The organism is Microcystis wesenbergii FACHB-1317, assembly GCF_014696875.1.
GTDB classification, from domain to species: Bacteria; Cyanobacteriota; Cyanobacteriia; order Cyanobacteriales; family Microcystaceae; genus Microcystis; species Microcystis wesenbergii_A.
The window spans coordinates 88244-109109 of record NZ_JACJQV010000166.1 but is presented as its reverse complement, the minus strand read 5'-3'; the positions used below and the strand labels follow the sequence as shown (position 1 = coordinate 109109).

Sequence of the window (20866 nt, the reverse complement as noted above, 5' to 3'; positions counted from 1 at the left end):
TTGAGATAGTTTGTGCCGCTTAAATAAAGAGGTTTTGATAACCAAATTAAAGCAGCTCTAAAGAGTTTTGAGTTAAAAGTTAAACTTCAAGTTTTCATTCAGGACAAATGTACGGGTTAACTAATTTTTTTGGGAAAATTAGTTAACCCATCATTATAACATATAATTAATTTGCAAGAGTTCTAATTAAGGCCGTATCGAGGTGACAATCGACTAAAACCGGTTTAGCTCCCGCTTGCATAACAGCCATGAGGGTGGCGACAAAGGTATTAGCGGGGACTAGCACTTCATCCCCAGCACCGATGCCGTAAGCTTGTAAAGCAAGAGCAAGGGCAGCAGTGCCAGAAGCTACTCCCACAGCATACTCGACTCCGCAAGCTTGGGCGAAGGCGGTTTCAAATTCGGCTAAAGCTTGGCCTAAAACAAAATCTCCCCGGTCGATAACTGTTTGGATTGCCTCGGTAATTTTTGCTTGTAGGGGCTGATTTTGCCAAGTTAAATCCACAAAGGGAACTTTGATTAGAGTGGAATTCATCTAGTGCTTATTTATGGAGATATTATTAATTATCAAGAGACTAGCATGGATTTGAGCAACTTGGCTAGATTTCTAGGCACTCTTGTCCTTTGTGTGATGGGTAGGTTTTACCTATAATGTCGGCTTGAAGGAACCCTCGGTTTCACCTCGGAGATGAAAGGTTCCGCCAGCATAGAACAGCGAAGCACGACTAAAAATAACTCTAATCTATAGTTGCCAATTTAATTTTAGTATGCTAGAATAGTTTGCGATCGTTAGGTCGATAACGCAAAATGTTTGTTTTAGAGTACAAGCTTAGAGGAAAACCATCTCAATATCAAGCCATTGATGAGGCTATTCGGACAGTACAGTTTGTTCGGAATAAATGTCTTAGATATTGGGAAGACAATAAAGGTGTAGGACAAAAGGATGTATATAAATATGTCACTCAATTAAGAAGTGAATACCCTTTTGTTCAAGACCTTAACTCTACAGCTTGTCAACAGGCTTGCGAACGGACTTGGACTGCTATTCTTAGGTTCTATAACAATTGTAAGAATAAAATTGCTGGCAAGAAAGGCTATCCAAAATACTCTAAACGTACTCATTCTGTTGAATTTAAAAAGTCAGGTTGGAAACTTAATCGAGATACCAAGAAAATAACTTTCACTGATGGAAAAAACATTGGGGAGTTAAAACTAATTGGTAGTCGAGACTTGTTTGATTTTCAAGAATGGCAAATTCAACGGATAAGAATAGTTAAAAGGGCTGATGGATATTATTGCCAGTTAATACTAAAACTCGATGCTAGAGATATAACCCCACAATTAGAACCGACAAAACAGTGTGTAGGGCTAGATATGGGACTAAAATATCTTTATGCTGACAGTAACGGGAATACAGTAGAGCCTCCTAAGTATTATCGAAAATCCGAAAAGCGTCTTAATAAACTGAATAGAAGAAAGTCGAAAAAGTTTAGAAAAGGTCAACCCCAATCAAACAACTACAAAAAAGCTAGTCAAAAATACGCTAAGGGACACTTAAAAGTAAGTAGGCAACGAGAAGAGTTTGCTAAAAGATTGGCACTCCGTTTAATTCAGTCAAACGACTTGATAGCCTACGAGGATTTAAAAGTCAAGAACCTTGTGCGTAATCGAAAACTAGCTAAGAGTATCAATGATGCTGGTTGGTCACAATTAAGAAAATGGATAGAGTACTTTGGCATTAAATACGGACGATTAACTATTGCAGTTAATCCCGCCTATACTAGCCAAGAATGCTTTAATTGTGGTCGGTTAGTCAAAAAGTCTCTATCAGTTAGAACTCATGTTTGTTTGTGTGGGTATATAGAAGATAGGGACAAGATGGCGGCATTAAATATACTCAAAAAAGCTACGATAGGGCATATCGGAAGCTGGTCGTCAGACCTAAACGCTTGGGGAGATTTAAGCTCTATTTTGGTTGGTAGAAATACCTGTCAAGACAACTTGAGTCAGTGAACCAAGAATCCCTCGCTTTTAGCGATGGGAGTGTCAATCATTGAATCTGTCCTCTTCTCTGTGTTCTTCCTGCCTCTGTGGTTTATTTTTAACCCTTCTGGGATAACCCGAGAAAAAGTATCTAGGGGGCTAAAGCAAGAGAGCCGATTGGTATTCAGGGGGTTTGGCCTTGACTTGGCCAAAAGAATCAAGTTGACTGCCTAGCTATTTATTTTTGCCGCCAAACTTTGAAGATAATTCCTAGACAGAGGAGAATATAAGCAGAAGTTAATAAACCGTTTAAGTATAAAAAGCGAAAACTCAAGGTTTGGTCGCTGAAAGTAGCCCCAGTCCAGAGGAAAGCGTAAAAAAGTAGCCATCCTAGCGTTAAATTTAGGGATAAGCGACTAATTTGCCGTTCTTTTCCCTTTGCTTCCCCTCGATACCATGTCCAAGCGGAGGGAATCACTCCTAGAAAGGGAATTAGATATAACATTAATTGCAGGCGCTCTAATTTGCGATCGCCAAAAGGATCGTGATTAATCATGGTATTTTTCCGATAGAACTGGTTATTATGAGTGATTTTCCCGCTTTAACGGCGTTAATTCTGGCTGGTGGTCAAAGTTCCCGTATGGGACGAGATAAAGCATTGTTATCTTTTCAGGGTCTCTCTTTTCTGGAGAATATCTGTTTAATTGCCCAAGATTGTGCCGTACAAGTGTCTGTGATTACGCCTTGGCCGGAACGTTATGAACTTATCATTCCCCAATGCTGCCGAATAATCAAGGAACCTCTCCCCACTAGGGGGCCTTTATTGGCCTTTGCCTTGGCATTAACTTTTGTATCAACCGATTGGGTTTTATTACTCGCTTGCGATTTACCTTTACTAACGCCCTCAATTATTCAAGAATGGTCAAGATTATTAGCCACTGTACCAGAAAATGCCATCGCTTTGGTTCCCCGGTGCGGTGAGCGTTGGGAGCCTCTCTGTGCTTTTTATCATCGTCGTTGTTTAGCATCTTTGCAGACTTATATTAAGCAAGGGGGAACTTCTTTTCAAAAGTGGTTAAATGTCTCTGTGGTGGAGGAATTAATTATCGATAATTCCGAGATTTTATTTAACTGTAATACCCCGGAAGATTTAGAGATAATAATAAACTCCCCAGATATTAAACGTAAGAAACCCTAGCACAAAAGGGAGTAAAAGTAAAGAGATCGTCCAAGAAATATTGGATAAATGGCGATAACCATAGTAGAGCATTCCAGTTAGATAACCGCCGGTTACACCGATAATTGCGCCAATAATATCGCCATTTATGGATAAATAGGAAGTGAGCAAAATGACGAGGGAAAAGGGCAAAATTATCAAGCCGCCTAAAAATATATCGCCAACCAGACTACCATATTTATTACTTAATTTTCTGCCTAACCAACTAGATAAAGTCAGAACAATAAAAGGAAATACTGCCCAGCCTAATAACAGCAAAAACTCAGATTTAACTGTCCAGTTTTGCCAAGTCAAAGCGATAAAAAAACTGCTGATTATTGCCGCCAATACTCCCGTAGCTAAAGCCTGATTACGGTTGTACTTTAAAAAAGCCTCTGCCATACCAGTCTTGGGTTTGAGCAAAGATGAGCAAGAGATTTTCAGCAAATTAAAAACAATCAAAATAGTTTTTGACCACTTGATCGATTGCTGTTGTCGATAACTTTTCTGAGGGTCTCTTAATTTATTTTCAATGGCATAATAGCGGCGAAAATTTCCCTGTTGCTTAAATTTCTTGGCCGCTATTTGAAAATCTTTTCGTGCTGCTGGCAGTTCTGAGAGTTCTTCTAGAGCCAATCCTCTTTGATAATAGAATTGGGGGTTATCTGGGTCAATGGCGATCGCTTTGCCATAAGCTTCTAGGGAGGATTGGGTGTAACCGAGTCGTTGACGGGATAAACCGAGGTAATAGTAAGCTTGGGAACAATCGGGTTTGAACTGCAAAACTTGTCGACAATCGCTTAAAACTTGCCGATCCTGCTGATTATGGTAGTAAACTTCCGCCCGTTGCAGATAGGCCTGCCAAAATTGCGGATTAATTGCGATCGCTTGCTGGTAAAATGCGATCGCTAGTTGATAATTTTTCTCTTGAGCGTAGTGCCATCCCTGTTGATAAAAATCCTCGGCACTGCGGTTAAAAGTGGGTATTTCCGGGTATAAACTGCGATCATACTCTTTTCTTTGCCCTTTATCGCTCAAAACCCGATAAGCTTGTTCAATTTCCCGAAATTTTCTGACTGCCTCTGGAGCATTGGGATTATAATCGGGGTGATATTGCCGGGCCAGACGACGAAAAGCGGCTTTTATCTGATTATTACTGGCATTACGGGGAATTTGCAGGACTTCATAGTAATTTTTCATACTTGAATGGGGGTTGAATTTTCAACTACTGAAAATTGTTGCCAATGGCTCACCGAAACGACTATCATTGTCAATTAAATAGCTTTTATTGAGAGTCGATCGCTTATGTCTGCCTACACTGCTTCCTCCCTGAAAGCGGAACTCAACGCGCGGGGGTGGCGCTTAACTCCCCAGCGAGAGAAAATTCTGCACGTTTTCCAGAATTTACCGAAAGGCAATCATCTCAGTGCTGAGGAATTGCAGGAATTACTGGACAAACGGGGGGAAGGAATTAGTTTATCGACGATTTACCGCAGTGTTAAACTAATGTCGCGGATGGGAATTTTGCGGGAGTTAGAATTGGCCGAAGGTCATAAACACTACGAACTCAATCAACCCTATCCCCACCACCATCATCATTTGGTCTGTATTCAGTGTAATAAAACCATCGAATTTAACAATGATTCCATTCTCAAACACAGTCTCAAACAGTGCGAGAAAGAGGGTTTTCAGTTAATTGACTGTCAGTTAACAGTGATGGCCATCTGTCCGGAAGCTTTGCGGATGGGTTGGCCGTCGGGAATACCGAGTAATTGGGGTTGCACGCGTTCGCTGGTGGATACTCGTTTCCAAAACTGCGAGATTCCCGAATCAAAGGAACCGGAATCAGAAAACTAGACATCTAAGCGGACATTCCCAACTGAAAACCGAGAGCTTTTTTCTGCATTAATTGGAAAATATTATAAAAGCCGTTGGCGCGGGAAGGGGTAAGACTGACTTTTAAACCGGTTTCTTCGATAAAATCCGGGGTGACTTGCAGGATTTCTGTGGGAGTCAGTCCATTTAACCCCTCGATTAACAAAGCAACCAAACCTTTGACTAATTGTGCGTCGGAATCCCCTTTGTACCAAACTTGGCCATTTTCGATGTCGGCAGTGATATAAACTTGGGATACACAGCCAGGGACTTTATTAGTGGGTATTTTGGCAGATTCTGGTATTGGTTCTAGTTTTTTAGCAAAAGCTAGTAATTGTTCGTATTTTTGCTTAGGATCGGTACGACGTTTGAGGCGTTCGACGATGCGATCGAGATTAGGCGGGAGCATATTGCAAGTTAAAATAGGAAAAAATTAGCCAATAGCTTTTTTATATTAGCATTCTCGCGGAAGTTGAGCGCTGTGGTTATCGGTGCCAGGACTGCCTTGGTCAAAGCGCATTGATGCTATCTGCTAGAATTGTCATCAATCAAACACCACCCTTGCAGGAGCTATGGTTAACCTTTCCTATAATAGACCTCTTGTAAAAATCAAAAATTGTTGTTAGGGTTAGGCTTCGGCCGTGAGATCAGCCGAACGGAGTCAGTAGTCAGGAGAATTAAGAATGAATAATAATCAATTAAATGGTCTATTTAAGGATTTTATGCAATTTTACGCCTATTTTTCTCATTTTTGCCCTCTCAAAAATTAATTATGCAAGAACTCTAGTTTATTAGCATTTATGTCGCGAAGGCAACCCCAGATGAAATGCCCATAATCGTTAGTTTCATGTAAAATCAAGCTCTTTGAGCGTTGTAAGGATTATGCAAGTTTTGGAACCAAGTAAACTCCAGAAAAAATACACACCCCCGCACTTTTGTCAAGTCTTTTAAATAATTCTTAATATTTCTGGCCGTTTTGCTCTCCCGCTCTCGTCCGGCTTTTCGACGGAATCGCTAAAATGATCAGGGGTGTTTTAGAGGCAAGTCTATGAGTGAACCAGTAACTCTTGAGGATATTTACCAGCTATTCCGCGCTTCCGCCGAGGAATATGATCGCCGGGCTGCCCAATCCAAGGCGGAATATGATCGCCGGGCTGAGGAATATGATCGCCGGGCTGCCCAATCCAAGGCGGAATATGATCGCCGGGCTGAGGAATATGATCGCCTGGTTGCCCAATCCAAGGCGGAATATGATCGCCTGGTTGCCGAATCCAAGGCGGAATATGATCGCCATAGAGTCGAAATAGAGAACCTCCTGGCCGAATCTAAACTAGAAAGCGATCGCTCGATGACAGAACTGAAACGGACGGTTGAACGAACCAGCAAAGCGGTAGATAGTCTCACCACTCGCTGGGGTCGATTTGTGGAAGAGTTGGTAGAACCGGCGGTTTTACGGCTTTTTCAGGAAAAAGGCATTGATATTAAGGAAGTTTATCCCCGTGCTAGAGTCAAACGTCAGGGCATCGCCATGGAAATTGATATCCTAGGGGTGGATGATACCGATCTCGTGGTGGTGGAATGTAAATCTAGATTATCTAAAGATGATGTGGATGAATTTATTGAAAAATTGACTCGTTTTAAAATCGCTTTTCCCCATTATAAAAACTATCGAGCCTACGGTGCAGTGGCAGGAATTGAAATCAACGAGGGAATCGATCGATACGCATATAAAAAAGGTCTATTTGTGATTAAACCCTCTGGGGATACGGTGGCCATTATTAATGATGCCGACTTTCAACCGAATACTTGGTAATCTCCCTAGTCAAAACAATCGCTATGGTTAACCTTTCCTACACAAAAATCGCCTTCTTCCCAGTATCGGGAAATCGCTATTTAACCGCAGAGGAAAGGGCGAGGGCAGCTGCGGCGCTCGCCCAGCAAGAACGTTTAGCCAAAGAGGAAGCGGAACAAAAAGCCCAACGACTAGCGGAAAGACTAAGATCACTGGGTATCAACCCCGATGAAATGTAAGGGTGGGTTCCAGGCAATTTTAGGGGATTAATCGCGTAATAATTCCGGTTCGGTTAATTCGTCGGTCATTTCCATCAGGGCCCGTTGGACGGGTTTAATCATCGGGTCATCGATATTTTCTACGGTATCGTAGCGGACGCGTTTGGCCCGTCTAGCGACTTGCACGACGATCGAGTAACGATTGCTGGCCGCATTCATCAGTTTATCGGTGAGATAAATCATCTCGGAGGAGTCGAATTTAAACCGTTTGGACATAGTTATATTTAGCCTTCTCTGGTGAATTTGGCACTTGTCACTGATAATAGGTTAGTGATAAGTTTTATTACTCAGTCCACCTTACCATATTTTGTCCACCTTAAGGATAGGGTTATCCTTGATCTCGATCGGATTTTGTCAACTACTTTTTACAAAACTTAAATCAATTTTATACAAGTTTAAAAATATACAAATAAAGAGATAAATTTTGAAATAAATAAACCCAAAAAAGGGACACCATTGCCGGGGCTGTAAATACACTTGAACGTATAACTTCCCCCTCGATTTAGCTTCCGGTGATGCTATCCCCATGGCCTTGACGGCAGCGGCGATCGATGGTTAAAAATAAACAGATGCTGGATCCCCATCCAACATCCGCGTTCTAACTCTGCACACATTTTGCTAAGTCCTCATGATAAGTTAAAAAACGCTTCCTTTTTGGGGGCGTTTTTATTTATTCGATTGAAAAAACCGATGACAATCATTACTAAAGCTGATAAGAAAGTGGGGTGTGGGGTGTGGGGTGTGGGGTGTGACCCCCCCTGCCCCCCCGACATCGGGGGGGTGTGGGGTGTGGGGTGTGGGGTGTGGGGTGTGGGGTGTGGGGTGTGGGGTGTGGGGTGTCGGGAGAATAAAGCTGCCTTTTGCCTTTTGCCTTTTGCCTTTTGCCTTTTGCCTCCTGATAACTGACTCCTGACTCCTGACTCGGAGACTTCTGACTTCTAACCCAATGGTAGATGTGGGATTTTTGCAGGAGTTCTATTTTCCGACAAAGATAAGCAAAAATTATCTACTAACTCCAAAAACTTGAGAATATTTAAATTAACATTCCGCAATATTTATAAATTCTTAAGAATTAATTGAGAAAGATTTTTATTTAACGACGATGTTCCAATGGTTACAGCGATTTGATAGAATTTCATAGTGGGTTATTTTGTGCTTTTTTAGGCAGCAATGGCTGAAACCCTTGCCACACCTAGAAGGTGATCCTAATTAAGACGGTTAAATCAGTCAATTTCACCCACAACGATGATCTTTTTTTTATGTAGTTTTATTGCAAAAAAAAAGTTTTTTTGACAAAAAGCACAAAGTATGATATTAGGCCAAGGTATTTCTGGTGGCGAGTAATTATTGTAGAGGGGGGAGATGGGAGAATAAATAAAAGCAATCTCCTGACAACCGACTACTGATAACTGATAACTGATAACTGATGAAAAGATTAGCTTGGTTCGATCGCTTAGTGTTAGCGAGTATTTTGGCTTTAATTGCCGCAATATCGTCGATTTTGCTCCAGGGAAATCAAGTCCCGACCCGAGGGGAGAATTTTAGCTGGCAAGGGCGAAAAATCGGCGTTAGGGACAATTATTTTACTTTAAGTTTTAATCGGCCGATTGACCGTTCCGATATAGAAACCAGCTTGGCGATCAATCCTCCCTTACCGGGTAAAATTAGCTGGGCCGGCGATCGCTTGACCTATACTTTGACAGAATTGCCGATCTACGGCAAAAAATATCAAGTAAAGTTACCTATTGCTCAAGGGGAGGACTTGATCGGGGAATTTTACAGCCACGATCGAGCTTTTGCCTATATTGGAGTCAACCAAGAGGAAAGAGGCCGTTTAATCGTCTGTAATATCATTCAGGGGGCAAATAACGTCACAGAACTGAAAAAAACCATCCTTACCCCTGGGGATCTGGTGGTCACGGATTTTCAAATGTATCCGAGGGGGGATAAAATTTTATTCTCGGCCTTCGATCGCTCTGACTTAGGACGAGATACCCCGAAACAGCAACTTTACACGATTACCACGGGGTTAAATCATGACGAACATGGTCAAAATTTGCCCAGTGGTCGTATAGAAAGGTTTTTAGATGCGAAAACCTATCAAAATCTGCGCTTTAATCTCTCAGATAACGGCAAAACCCTAATCGTGCAGAGAATCAATCACGGGAATCCAGGGGATGCCAGTTTATGGGTAATCAGGGATGATGGACAATCGCGACCGTTAGGAATGCAAGGGGATAATTTTTTACTATCTCCCGACGGTAAAAAAGCGGTTGTCAGTCAAACGGGAGGGGTAGCGGTGATTCCTTTGGATGTACAAGGGGGAAAACCGCAATTTTTGCCCACCTACGAGAAAATCCTCGCTTTTTCCCGGGATGGTAGCCAAAAATTAATGGTGAAATCAGAACCGGATAATCAGCGATCGCTATTTCTGCTCAACGATCGGGGAGAGTCAAGACTACTATTAAGAACAGCTAATCCGATTATTAGCTGTGAATTTGAACCGCGACAAGAAAAAACCCTTTACTGTCTGAAAAGCGATCTGGTTATGGGCAGCGATGGCAAGGTGAAAGAAGAACCATTTTTAGGGATTATTGAGCTAGAAACAGGTAAAATGACACCCCTGCTGGCCTTACCTAATTATCGTGACGTGCAGATGAGTATGTCTCCTGATGGCGTGGCCTTATTATTTGATCAGTTAGCAACCATACCCTTTGGAGTCGGAAATGATTTAGTCACTGGGGAGGGATCGAGCATTGCCGATGGTCGTCTCTGGTTATTGCCACTCCCCGATCAATTCAGTCCCAATAGCATCCCGAAAATTCTGCCTCAAGAACTCAACGCTGGTTTTAAACCCCGTTGGCTGCCCTAATACAGCAGAATTAAGGAGTTAGGAGTCAGGAGACAGGAGAGAAATCTTTCCCTAATCAGGTGACTCGGAGAATGCTGACTCCCGAAAACGAAAACCTCATACCTCACCATTAAGATAAGTGCTATATGCTACTTCAGCGATTTGGTTTTTTATTGCGTCCTAGTGGCGATATCGAGATCGAGCGGGGGATTCGGACTTTATTAGCGATCACAGTACCGATTATTATCGGTGATATTTTAGATCGGTCAGAAGTGGGGTTAATGGTCGGTTTAGCGGCTCAAACCTTGATTTTAGCCGATGTGGGGGGGCTTTACTGCCTGAGAGCGAAAACCCTGGTCGCTACGACTATTGGGATGGCTCTAGCTTTGATTATCGGTACATTAGCCAGTGCTTGGTTAGGATTGACCGTAGTGATAGTTTTTTGCGGGTTGTTTCTAGCGGGTTATTTGACAGTTTACGGGGAAAATGGGGCGTTAGCTGGGGTAGTAATTAGTTTATTGCTGCTTTTGGCCGTTTCTTTGCCATCGGGAGATATGGTCGTCGCTTTACAACGGGCCGGAATCGCTGTGTTGGGAGGGGGATGGACAATTTTTTTGGCCCTGTTTATCTGGCCTTTTCGCCCTAATCAGCCTTTACGTCAGGTAACGGCGGAAAATTTTCAGGGTATCGCCACCTATCTCCGCTCTTTGCCCTTGCACTCTCATTCTAATGCTAATGAGGAGCCATATTTTGACCAAATTCGCCAGCTGTTGCTCCGTTCGAGGAAAACTGTCACCTTGACGCGTCGGGGACGTTGGGGAAAGAATGAGCTGCGGGAATTGTTAATCGTCTTGATTGAAGATAGCGATCGCATTAATACCAGCTTAATCGCGCTGCGAGAATTGCTTCATCTTCATCCCTTGCCACAACTGACCACGGTGGGTATTTTATTAGAAGATATTCTCGTGCAAGTGGCGGAAATTAGCGAAGATATTGCCGGGTTAATTTTGGGTAGAAATAAACGACCGGATTGTGAGCGCTTGCAGCTATTACTCAAGGCGATCGAGCAACAAAAAAACCTGCAAGCTAAAGTTTTAGAAAATGCCCGGGATGATTATAGCAGTTATGTGGCAATTTCCCAATTAAATAATCGTTTAAAAAAATTATTTAAACAGCTAAAAATAGCCAGTGAAACAGCGCAACATTTGCGGCAAAGGGAGGACTTTTCAGATCAAAAAAATCCTTGGCAGCGGAACTTTGAAGGGATAGAAAAAGAGTACGGTCAAGAAAAAGCTTGGTGGGAACCATTAAAATCTAATTTTAATCTAGACTCGCCCCTATTTCGCCATGGTTTACGCTTGGGTTTGGGAAGTGCGCTAGGAGTTTTGATTTACAATAAGCTGGGAATTACCCATAGTTTTTGGATTGGTTTAACCTTAGTTATTGTGTTAAAACCAGATTTTAGTTTGACTTTTCAGCGCTTTTTAAATCGGGTGTTTGGCACGATTTTAGGCTCGTTTTTTGTTTTGGCATTGTTGCGAATTATAGATAATCCGCTCTGGTTGGAAATTATTGGAGTTATTTCTATAGCGATCGCTTTAACTTTGGTGCGATTTCACTATAGTTTGGCCGTATTTTTTATCACAATTTTTGCTTTAATCATCAGTCGTCTCGATACCAGCAATGATGGAATTAATTTAGAGTATATCAGAATAGTTTATACTTTAATCGGTAGTGCTTTAGCTTTTGCACTTTCCTTCGGTTTTTTACGGTTTAATGAAGATGAACGTTTTTCCCTCGCTGCCATTAAAGCATTAGAAGCTAATCAAGTATTTTTTCAGTCAGTTATGGCAGTTTATTTAGGAGAATCATCCTATCAAACTGCAAGTTTATCTTCCTATCGCAATAAAGCTCGACGAGCAAATACAACTATGCAAACGGCCCTACAAAGATTAATTGATGATCCTAGCACACCCTTTCCACAAATGGAACCGGCAATAACTTTAAGTAATTATATTCCCCGTTTTGGTCGCGGGGTGACAGTTTTGTTGACGGAATTGGAACAATATCGAGGTAGTCCTCCCCATCCTAATCTGAGTCTGTTCACGCAACAAATAACCCAAGCTTTGACGCAATTAACCCAAGCTTTGCAAACAAATAATCCTCCTTCTCCCTTACCTCCCCTTGAAGATACTTTAGAAGAAGTCCTCGATCATTTGCAGGAATTGCGAGAGGAAAGGTTAGTAGAAATTGGCCATCAACAGGAGGGAACTAATCTCCAGAAATATTTAGGGGATTATAATATTGTCACCACGGAACTTGTGGAATTATCCAGTCGTGTTGGGGTAATGAACACAGCAATTGATCGTTTTATTAGAAGTTAAAATTTAGTTATTAAGTAGTTGGACAAAAGTAAAGTTAACTGTGGGGTAAGGAGTCAGTAGCCGGTCGTCAGGAGTCGGTCGTCAGTAAGAATTGCGGCAATTTACATTTCTTAAGATAGACAACAGAATTTATGTCCGACTACTTACAACAAAATTTTTGTAAATCTACTGAGTTGGTATTTTTAAAGGGAAACTATCTTCTAAAATTGGTCATTACTTCCGATTTTATCACTCAATCCAAGCTTTTGGTGGGTTCTACCCCCCAAACTACTAGGGTTAATTCAAGGTAGGGTTGATTCATGAATCAACCCTACCCAAACCCCGGAGCGCATTAGCTTTTCGGTGAGATGCTTACACGCGATTGTTCATATTTTTGTACCAATTTAAAAGTCACTGATAATTGCTGATTGTCTGTATTTCTGCAAAGGTGAGATGCACCCATTTAGCTTAGCAGTCATACTAAATCCGTTGAGTAACGCACAGAAAACGGGTTTCTCCGAGAAACCCGTTTTCTGCTCATGCACTCATGCAAAAAGGGGAATAAATAATCAGTTTTTAATAACCAGATTTAGCAGTCAGGAGGAAAATCGATTAACTTCGATAATTTCCGTATATTCAAAATTATTAGGACTGCGTTTCACCAGAGAATAATCAACACCATGAAGATTAATTAAATCCTCTTGACAATCTGCTTTCGGAGAATTATAAACTAACACATATTCTTTACCAATATAGGGAGAAATCTCGGTTTCTACTTCTCCTCTCCATTGAGTTTTTGTCACTAAAACAACTAACTGATTGGCTAATTTAGGAATAGCGATCGCAACTTGCCGACGATAGATATGATCAAGACTACCAAAAGGGGAATCCATCACCAGAGGAAAAGTGCTGCTATCAATTCCCATCAAAGTATTTTTCTGACTCCATTCTCGCACTCGATCGATAATTCCCCCGATAAAAGATAAACTGAGAATCTGATTTTCTCCGGTGGAAGCTGCCACGGGAATGGCAAATCCTGTGGTATTTTCTAATAGTCTTACCTCGTAATCGGGACTAATACGGGGAATATAGGGAGTAAAAGAAATTGAGTTAAAAATTTCCTGTACTCGTTTTTCTAAGGACAAACGAAACTGATTTTCTAATCTCTGTCTTACCTCACTAATGCGATTAATTGCCTCTTGAGTCGCTAAAATACGTCGTTGTCCTAAATTATATTTTTCCTCTTTTTGTTGCTGTTTCTGTACCTGTTTTTGCAGGGATTCTAACTCTTTTTCATAGATATCTAGTTGATTTTTATTGCTGCCCTGTTCCAAGCGTAAATCTTTGAGGGAATCCTCGATCGCATCTAAGCGAGATTGCAGATTTTTAATATCTTCATCGGGATAATGGCGAAATTTATCCCGCACTTCATCTAATTCTGATTCTACCAAAGATAATTCTAAGCGCCATTGGTGAATATTAGCTTGATAATTATCCACTTCTTGCCAAAAATCTAAGACTCGTTTATCTATTTCTTTGACTGTGGAAGATAAGCGAATGGCTGCTTCTTCTACATCGGCCATTCCTGCTTTATTCATCCAGTCTTGTACCTGTAAATAAGCTTGGCTATTTTCCTGTAATTCCTGGCCACAAATACATTTTTTCCGCTCTAATAATTGTTGGACAAATTGCTGTTTAATACCACTGGGTAATTCCCCTTGTTGTCGTAGGCGATCAATTAATTGCTGAAAATTTTGATTAATTCCTTTTAAAAAGACTTGATAAGCTTGCTGAGAAATTAATTTCTTTAACTTATCCTTCGTTCTAACTAAATCTTGCCGCAGATTTCTTTCCTGTTGTTCTAATTTTTCTTTTAACTGTTTTAATTCCTCGGCACCACTTAACTCTAGTAAGCGATTAGTGACGGCTTTTTTAAATTCTTCCTGCTGGTATAACTGGTTAATAATATCCTGCTGACGCTGTTTTAATTTCTCGAAATCCTGCTCGATTTTACTTTCCTGTTTCAATAACTTTTTTAAATCCGATTCCCCTAAATCTTTAAGATCATCTTGTAAAGATTTTTTGGCTTTTTTTAAATGCTCGATCGCTCTGTCTAATACTTTAACTCCCAATAATTCTTTTGTATCCTCGGCGATTTTACCTTGGCTACTACTGCGAAATTGATGATCGATATATTCGCCATCAAAAAAGAAATAACGGTGTAAACTTTCGGGTAAGATTTGATTAATAATATCCTCTGGTGGTTGATTGGGTGTGTACCAATTACCATCATCACCAGCGTAGAGCATATATAAACTATTTGAACCGTATTTAATTTTACTATTTACATCTTGGTAGGCGAAAAATTTTCGTTTTACCTGATAGCGTTTATTTTCATGTTCAAAGTTTACTTCTGCCGAACATTCTATGGAAGTTCCCGTGGTTACTTCGGTAATTGCCCGTTTATTAACTAATAACTCTGGTTCGGCAAAAGCTGCTGTAAATTTTTCATAAAGAACCCAGGTACAAGCATTTAAAATTGTTGTTTTTCCCGCCCCATTATTGCCATAAATTACCGTTGTATTGCGAGAACTTGCTGCTAAATGTATCTCAGGAGTCTTACCATAAAATTGTCGAAAATTACATAACTTTATTGATAGTAGTTTCATATTTATATAGAGGGGATGATGGGTAAGTTTTTTCAGTGAACAGTAAACAGTGAACCGATAACTGATAACTGATTATTGAATGACTTCTTTAATAATCGTTAAAACATCATCATTGATATTGCGAGGATTGCGCTGGTATAACTTATCTCTTTCCAATTTTAAAACTCGATCAATGATTTTTCGCACATCTTCGGGAGCGTTTAAAATCGGTTCTTGGATATTTTGGAGATTATTATCAGGATGAGTCATAGGGCAGATTTTTTAATATTTACAGCCGCGGCATCTCCAACAAAATCGCTGCCGGGGTACGTTAATCTATTACTAACGCACCCTCAGCCTAGATTGTTTCTCTAAACGAAACTTAAATAGGGTAACTTTTGTGCGGTAGATTCAATCAGATCGAGATTTTGTAACAGCTGTCCGCAGGTATCCCAACCCCCTTCTATTAACATCTGTCGGGAACCTTCATTCATAGAGACGGTAGCGACAAAATCCCCCCATTCCACCGTCATGGTTGTTAAGGAAAGATCGACGGGAATTTCGGGATTAGCTGCAATTAAATCCTGCAAATGGGCGATGGTTTTAGCCTCAGCAGTGACACAGGGAACCCCATTAGCGATACAATTGCCAAAAAATATTTCGGCGAAACTTTCCCCGATAATTGCTTGAATTCCCCAACGTAAAATCGCTTGCGGTGCGTGTTCCCGAGAAGATCCACAACCAAAATTACCATTAACTACCAAAATTTTCGCCCCTTGGTACTGGGGTAGATCGAAAGGATGACTCCCCTGTAAAGCGGCTCGATCATCGGCGAACACCTGTTCTCCTAAACCTTCAAAGGTGATACAACGCAAAAAACGAGCCGGAATAATGCGATCGGTGTCAATATCGTTGCCTCGCAAGGGTAAAGCTCGTCCGGAGATGGTTTTAACTTGACTCATGATCTTTTTCTAACTTTTACTAGCAGTAACAAAAAAAGTGGTTGCATCTTGCCATACTCCCTGATCGGTGGCATTTTTCTCGATTTCTCGGCGATAATCGTTGCTCATCTTCTCTACTGCCCAATTATCGACAAAGACTGACCCAATTGACTTAAATTAAGAGCATGGCCGCCGGTAACTAGATAAACTGCGTCTGCTATTGTGCCAATTCTACGACAGAGATCGCCTAAACGATCGCGAAACAGACGACCGAGGGGATAAGCGGGAACCACACCCCAACCGGTTTCTTCCGCTACCAGAATAACATCAACCGCCGCATTTTTGAGGGAATACAAGAATCGATCGCTGATTTCTAACCATTCGGCTGCCGACATTTCTAAACAATTGGCTACCCAAGTACCGAGGGAATCGATCAATAAACAGTGAGAAAATGGGCTATTATCAATAGTTTCGCTTAATTGTCGGGGAATTTCTTGGGTTTGCCATTGGGGGGAACGTCGCTGCCGGTGTCTTTCAATGCGATCGCACCATTCTTGATCTTTTTCATCCACCGAGGAGGTGGCGATATAAATAACGGGTTTTTGGCTGATTTTGGCTAAATATTCGGCCCATTCACTTTTCCCAGAACGGGCAGCCCCTGTAACTAGGATAATTTTTTCATCCACGATCGAGATTTTGGCAAATAACTAAAGTATATACGGGAGAAAACTGTCCTATTCTGCATCATCCAAACGGTGAATATCATCATCTCCTAAATATTCGCCATTTTGTACCTCGATCATCACCAGAGGAATAGAACCGGGGTTTTCCACCCGATGACGGGTATTCATGGGAACATAGGTAGATTCTTTTTGTTTGAGGAGAGTTTCTTTTTCATCACAGATTACCCGCGCTGTGCCGGAGACGACAATCCAGTGTTCACTGCGATGGTAGTGCATTTGGGTACTCATATGATGGCCGGGTTTAATGACAATGCGATTGATGCGATACCGGGGACCTTCCTCCAATACCGTCACCGTTCCCCAGGGGGGAGTCCGCGTCATTTCTAGGTCTTGGGGAGAAGGGGAGGGATTATTAATTAAGTCATCCATGGTGGTGGTCTCTAAACTTGATTAACATTCTAGTGGACAATAATCAGTAATCAGTTATCAGTGAACAGTGAACAGTAATCAGTGAACAGTAATCAGTGAACAGTAATCAGTGAACAGTGAACAGTAATCAGTTATCAGTGAACAGTAATCAGTTATCAGTGAACAGTAATCAGTTATCAGTGAACAGTGAACAGTAATCAGTGAACAGTAATCAGTTATCAGTGAACAGTAATCAGTTATCAGTGAACAGTGAACAGTAATCAGTGAACAGTAAAAAGACAGCAGTAAACTGCCATTTGATGATGATCACTTAATACACACTGCTCACTTAAAACTTAAAACTCAAAACTGATAACTGATCACTGATCACTGATCACTGAACTCTTGACAGATGGCTCGGTTTGTGCTAGGCGATTAGCCATTTGTACCAGATCGACTCCAGTAGCTTGACGCAATTGTTCAGCAAAGGCAGTCATTTTGGGGACAAGATTACTATCACCACCGTCCACTACCGTCACCGTTTGTACCTGCACTTCTGGCACACTGGCGGCCATTAATTTCAGCAATAACTCCAATTTTTGGTATAAAAAGATGTTTTTAGCGTTATTTCCCGCTCCTTGCCAAGAAGCAGCTAATTTTTTGGTTCCTTCCGCTTGCGCTTTCCCCTGTTCGATAATTTTGGCTGCTTCCCCCCGGGCTTTTGCGATCGCTTGTTGACATTCCGCTGCCGCCGGGGCGATCACATCTGCTTGTAATTGCTGTTTCACCTGCTTAATTCGGGCAGTTTGTACCGCCACTTCTGCCTGTACTTTAGCTAAATCGGACATAACCACCGATTCTACCTCAGCAATCATGGCGCCGCGCTTAGTTTGAGTGTCGCGCACCCGTTTTTCTGCGTCAGCTTTGGCTATTTCTAAATCTTTTTGGATACGACGCAAAGCGGTTAGGCGTAGATTCTCGGAATCCTTGATAATCGATGTTTTTCGGGCTTTTGCTTCGGCTATCCGGGCATCTCTCTGTAATTCGGCTTTTTGCTTCCGTCCGATCGAATCCAGATAACGCACCTCATCGGAAATATTCTGGATCTGCAAACTATCCAAAACTAAACCCAATTTTTCCAGATCCTGTTCCGCTTCTTCTAGGAGACTTTTAGCGAAAGCAATCTGATCGGAGTTCGCTTGTTCTGGGGTTAAATTCGCCAAGACACCGCGCAAATTGCCCTCTAGGGTTTCTTTAGCCAATTGTTCAATTTCCTTGCGTTTCTTGCCCAATAAACGCTCGATCGCATTATGAATAATCGGTTCTTCCCCGGCAATTTTAATATTCGCCACCCCAGTGACGATCAACGGCACACCGCCCTTAGAATAGGCATTAACCACCCTGAGATCGATGATCATGTTGGTCAGGTCCATTCGATACACTTGTTCTAGCATCGGTAAACGAATACTGCTGCCCCCTTTTACCAAACGATAACCGATGGTTTTGCCCGTGGCCGTGGGACGACGACTACCGGCAAAAATTAAAACTTCACTCGGTTGACAGATGTGGTAATAGTTACGGATGACCAATAAACCCGCACCTGTCCCTAAACCGAAAACTCCCAGTAAAACAGCGATAATTTCCATAGATTTTATTACGGTCGATGCTCGGATCAAATTAACTAAATTGTATCCGTCAATTTCCAAACTTGACAGACCAGTAGTCTAGTAGGGTGTAGGTACATCGAAAATTAAAATAAGTAATGATAGAGTAAAATCCCCTAGTTTTATCTTGACTTCAATCAAATTGCTTCTAAAATCTACACATAACTTTATTCGTAGAGCAAATTATTCGATGTATGAATAATCTCAAAAAATCTCTCGGCATTTGTTGACCGTCGCTTCTTCTGCTGTGGGTGTCCCTGAACCTACGAGTGTTCTTAGTTATATCCCACTGGGCGGTTTAATGCTAGGGGGTGCTGTCCGCAAAGCGAGAAAATAATGTCCCAGAGAGAGGAGGCGCGGGTTTCCTCTCTCTTTTTTTGGGGGGTTTTAGCTTCAGGTTTCAGGATCTATCCCTAATTCCCGCAATCGTGCCGCTAGTTGTTCTGCTCGTTGTTTAGCCGCAGAAGCCTCTTGTTTCGCCGCAGAAACCTCTTGTTTCGCCGCAGAAACCTCTTGTTTCGCCGCAATTAACTCCTCATCGGCAAGGGGAATTAACTCTCCCTCCAGCGTCAACCAGCGTAACCATAGCCGCTCAATCCCCCGATAGGAACCTTGCCACAAACCCAAGCTCAATTCCAGTGGAGGAATCGGTAAGCGTCCCTGCACTAAAGCTACGGGTTGGTAATAACCACCTACCAGTTCAAACGCTTGAAGTTGGTTAGTATAGCGACTGAAAACCACATAGTAGGGAACCTGCAAAATCTGTTCATAAACTGTCCACTTAGTTGGCGGTTCTTCTGGTTGACGTAGTTCTTCTCCTAAATCTTGATTTTCCGTACCTGGAGACAATAATTCCACCACAATCGTCGGAGAAACCCCTTCCTGCCAAATCACATAGCTTAAGCGCAGGTCATGGCCATCGTAGAGACGAGGAACACCAACCACCCCAAACCAATCGGGACGCTTGTACCATTGCGGGTGTCTGACATTGTAGTAAAGGTTAAGGTCAGCGGCGCTAAAAACTAGGTCTGGTTCCCAGTTGGGAGGCTGGAAAGTCAGCAGTAATAACTGAGGTTGTAATAGGTGAAATTCGTCAGGCAAACCGGGTTCCAGTGGATTGTCACTAGGTAAATCGTACATCGTCGGCAAGGATTGCCGAGGGGAAAGGGGAGGGTCAGATTGGGGAATGGTGAAGCTAGGTGTAGTCATAATTTTATTTGAGAAAACGGGTTTCTGAAAGAAACCCGTTTTCTGTGTAGGGTGCGTTAAGCGGCTATCAATTTGTAATCAAAAAACCCAAACTACAAACTACACTGTAATCTTGATTGAACTAACAGCGTCATTTTCATGATTTATTTCTGGCATTTTTGGAGCGATCTTTATCGTTAATTTCAATCCTAAAGCTTGAAGCCAAGAGGTTAGTTGATTCATGGCTTCAGGTGCAGGTTTTTGCATTATTTCTTCCAATTGCTGCGCCTGAATTTTGATTTGTTCTGGTGTTAGATTTTGAGGGACAAGGGCTTCTAGGACGTGATTGAACGCGAGTCTGAGTAATTCTGATTCAAATTCATATTCATCTCCCTCGAGATGAGTTTCCAGATAAACTGCTGCATAATGGGAATCTTTAAGAGATTCGATCAGGGAATCATGATAACTATCACTGACTGGCATTTTCTCGGCTCCTATAGTCTTGCCAATATTTTTGAGCTATTTCAATGTCTTTAGCTTGCGTTTTTTTATCTCCTCCACACAGGAGTAAGATAATCGTTGTTCCGATTTGTCCAAAGTAAACGCGATAACCAGAACCATAGTCTATTCGTAGTTCATAAACTCCTGCTCAAAGCTGATTTATAATCCCCTAAGTTACCTAAATTAACCCGGTTTAGGCGTTGAGCAATTTTAGTTTTAGCCTTAATATCCCGCAAAGAATCGAGCCATTGGGCAAAGGGAACTTTGCCGTCACTGGTAACATAACGTCGAATTTCTCTGGGTTGAGCCGCCATGGGATAATTATAGCAGTTATACTATTTTTCTAAAGTAATGGCAGATATGGTTAATTACCCTCACCCCCAACCCCCCACCCCCCTTATCAAGGGTAGGGTTGATTCATGAATCAACCCTACCCGACATCGTAGAGCAGGGGGGAGGTGGGAGAGGGGAGTAT

The 20866-nt window shown here is 41.8% G+C and carries 19 protein-coding genes and 3 pseudogenes; 8 read left to right on the top strand and 14 right to left on the bottom strand.

All coding sequences use genetic code 11. From position 1 onward, the window contains the following. Positions 1-184 precede the first annotated feature (184 nt). Positions 185-535 (bottom strand): annotated as a pseudogene (locus H6F92_RS15590) (aminotransferase class I/II-fold pyridoxal phosphate-dependent enzyme); the annotation flags it as partial. A 272-nt stretch (positions 536-807) separates the two neighbouring features. Here H6F92_RS15590 and H6F92_RS15585 point away from each other — a divergent pair. Continuing rightward, positions 808-2013, top strand: coding sequence for an RNA-guided endonuclease InsQ/TnpB family protein (locus H6F92_RS15585; protein ID WP_190358626.1), 1206 nt, complete (start codon positions 808-810; stop codon positions 2011-2013). 208 nt (positions 2014-2221) lie between these two features. On the opposite strand, the gene H6F92_RS15580 is transcribed toward H6F92_RS15585, so the two are convergent. After that, positions 2222-2539, bottom strand: coding sequence for a hypothetical protein (locus tag H6F92_RS15580; protein WP_190358625.1), 318 nt, complete (start codon positions 2537-2539; stop codon positions 2222-2224). Positions 2540-2566: 27 nt separating this feature from the next. Between H6F92_RS15580 and H6F92_RS15575 the strand changes: the two genes are divergently transcribed. After that, a complete protein-coding gene (locus H6F92_RS15575) occupies positions 2567-3181 on the top strand; it encodes a molybdenum cofactor guanylyltransferase (RefSeq protein WP_190358624.1) in 615 nt (204 codons plus the stop codon). Here the strand turns inward: H6F92_RS15575 and H6F92_RS15570 are convergent. Beyond that, entirely contained in the window at positions 3134-4399 is a 1266-nt protein-coding gene (locus H6F92_RS15570; protein ID WP_190358623.1) for a DnaJ domain-containing protein, read from the bottom strand. The genes H6F92_RS15575 and H6F92_RS15570 overlap by 48 nt on opposite strands. Positions 4400-4504: 105 nt before the next feature. Between H6F92_RS15570 and H6F92_RS15565 the strand changes: the two genes are divergently transcribed. Next, positions 4505-5056 (top strand): ferric uptake regulation protein, encoded by a 552-nt coding sequence (locus tag H6F92_RS15565; RefSeq protein ID WP_190358622.1) that lies wholly within the window; start codon positions 4505-4507, stop codon positions 5054-5056. A 4-nt stretch (positions 5057-5060) separates the two neighbouring features. On the opposite strand, the gene H6F92_RS15560 is transcribed toward H6F92_RS15565, so the two are convergent. Continuing rightward, positions 5061-5483: a SufE family protein gene (locus H6F92_RS15560; RefSeq protein ID WP_190358621.1), complete on the bottom strand. Its 423-nt coding sequence runs from the start codon at positions 5481-5483 to the stop codon at positions 5061-5063. A 639-nt stretch (positions 5484-6122) separates the two neighbouring features. Between H6F92_RS15560 and H6F92_RS15555 the strand changes: the two genes are divergently transcribed. Beyond that, complete coding sequence (locus H6F92_RS15555) at positions 6123-6887, top strand: DUF3782 domain-containing protein (RefSeq protein WP_190358620.1); 765 nt, start codon at positions 6123-6125, stop codon at positions 6885-6887. 23 nt (positions 6888-6910) lie between these two features. Further along, complete coding sequence (locus H6F92_RS15550; protein ID WP_012266510.1) at positions 6911-7105, top strand: hypothetical protein; 195 nt, start codon at positions 6911-6913, stop codon at positions 7103-7105. Between the two features lie 27 nt (positions 7106-7132). Here H6F92_RS15550 and H6F92_RS15545 read toward each other — a convergent pair whose 3' ends face one another. Next, complete coding sequence (locus H6F92_RS15545) at positions 7133-7360, bottom strand: DNA-directed RNA polymerase subunit omega (RefSeq protein ID WP_002761217.1); 228 nt, start codon at positions 7358-7360, stop codon at positions 7133-7135. A 1210-nt stretch (positions 7361-8570) separates the two neighbouring features. Here H6F92_RS15545 and H6F92_RS15540 point away from each other — a divergent pair. Continuing rightward, the gene (locus H6F92_RS15540; RefSeq protein WP_190358619.1) at positions 8571-10016 is read left to right on the top strand and encodes an Ig-like domain-containing domain; all 1446 of its coding nucleotides are present in this window, start codon (positions 8571-8573) and stop codon (positions 10014-10016) included. A 125-nt stretch (positions 10017-10141) separates the two neighbouring features. Further along, on the top strand, positions 10142-12379 hold the full coding sequence (locus H6F92_RS15535) for an FUSC family protein (protein WP_190358618.1): 2238 nt from the start codon (positions 10142-10144) through the stop codon (positions 12377-12379). A gap of 575 nt (positions 12380-12954) precedes the next feature. On the opposite strand, the gene H6F92_RS15530 is transcribed toward H6F92_RS15535, so the two are convergent. The 6 genes from H6F92_RS15530 to H6F92_RS15500 form a co-directional block, all read right to left on the bottom strand. After that, on the bottom strand, positions 12955-15027 hold the full coding sequence (locus tag H6F92_RS15530; protein ID WP_190358617.1) for an AAA family ATPase: 2073 nt from the start codon (positions 15025-15027) through the stop codon (positions 12955-12957). A gap of 72 nt (positions 15028-15099) precedes the next feature. Continuing rightward, positions 15100-15276, bottom strand: a complete 177-nt coding sequence (locus H6F92_RS15525; protein ID WP_004160190.1) for a hypothetical protein — start codon at positions 15274-15276, stop codon at positions 15100-15102. Between the two features lie 101 nt (positions 15277-15377). Next, positions 15378-15968: a 3-isopropylmalate dehydratase small subunit gene (leuD, locus tag H6F92_RS15520; protein ID WP_190358616.1), complete on the bottom strand. Its 591-nt coding sequence runs from the start codon at positions 15966-15968 to the stop codon at positions 15378-15380. A 113-nt stretch (positions 15969-16081) separates the two neighbouring features. Beyond that, a complete protein-coding gene (gene cobU / locus H6F92_RS15510; RefSeq protein ID WP_125730507.1) occupies positions 16082-16633 on the bottom strand; it encodes a bifunctional adenosylcobinamide kinase/adenosylcobinamide-phosphate guanylyltransferase in 552 nt (183 codons plus the stop codon). Between the two features lie 48 nt (positions 16634-16681). Beyond that, on the bottom strand, positions 16682-17059 hold the full coding sequence (locus H6F92_RS15505) for a phosphomannose isomerase type II C-terminal cupin domain (protein WP_190358615.1): 378 nt from the start codon (positions 17057-17059) through the stop codon (positions 16682-16684). 359 nt (positions 17060-17418) lie between these two features. Continuing rightward, positions 17419-18684: a flotillin family protein gene (locus H6F92_RS15500; protein WP_190358614.1), complete on the bottom strand. Its 1266-nt coding sequence runs from the start codon at positions 18682-18684 to the stop codon at positions 17419-17421. Positions 18685-18946: 262 nt separating this feature from the next. On the opposite strand from H6F92_RS15500, the pseudogene H6F92_RS26120 reads away from it, so the two are divergent. After that, positions 18947-19039 (top strand): annotated as a pseudogene (locus H6F92_RS26120) (PEP-CTERM sorting domain-containing protein); the annotation flags it as partial. A gap of 56 nt (positions 19040-19095) precedes the next feature. On the opposite strand, the gene H6F92_RS15495 reads toward H6F92_RS26120, so the two are convergent. From H6F92_RS15495 to H6F92_RS26825, 3 genes and pseudogenes are all read right to left on the bottom strand, one after another. After that, the gene (locus H6F92_RS15495; RefSeq protein ID WP_190358613.1) at positions 19096-19911 is read right to left on the bottom strand and encodes a Uma2 family endonuclease; all 816 of its coding nucleotides are present in this window, start codon (positions 19909-19911) and stop codon (positions 19096-19098) included. A 99-nt stretch (positions 19912-20010) separates the two neighbouring features. Beyond that, entirely contained in the window at positions 20011-20373 is a 363-nt protein-coding gene (locus H6F92_RS15490; protein ID WP_190358612.1) for a hypothetical protein, read from the bottom strand. Then, positions 20360-20705 (bottom strand): annotated as a pseudogene (locus H6F92_RS26825) (type II toxin-antitoxin system RelE/ParE family toxin). The gene H6F92_RS15490 and the pseudogene H6F92_RS26825 overlap by 14 nt, the downstream one beginning before the upstream one ends. Positions 20706-20866 lie beyond the last annotated feature (161 nt).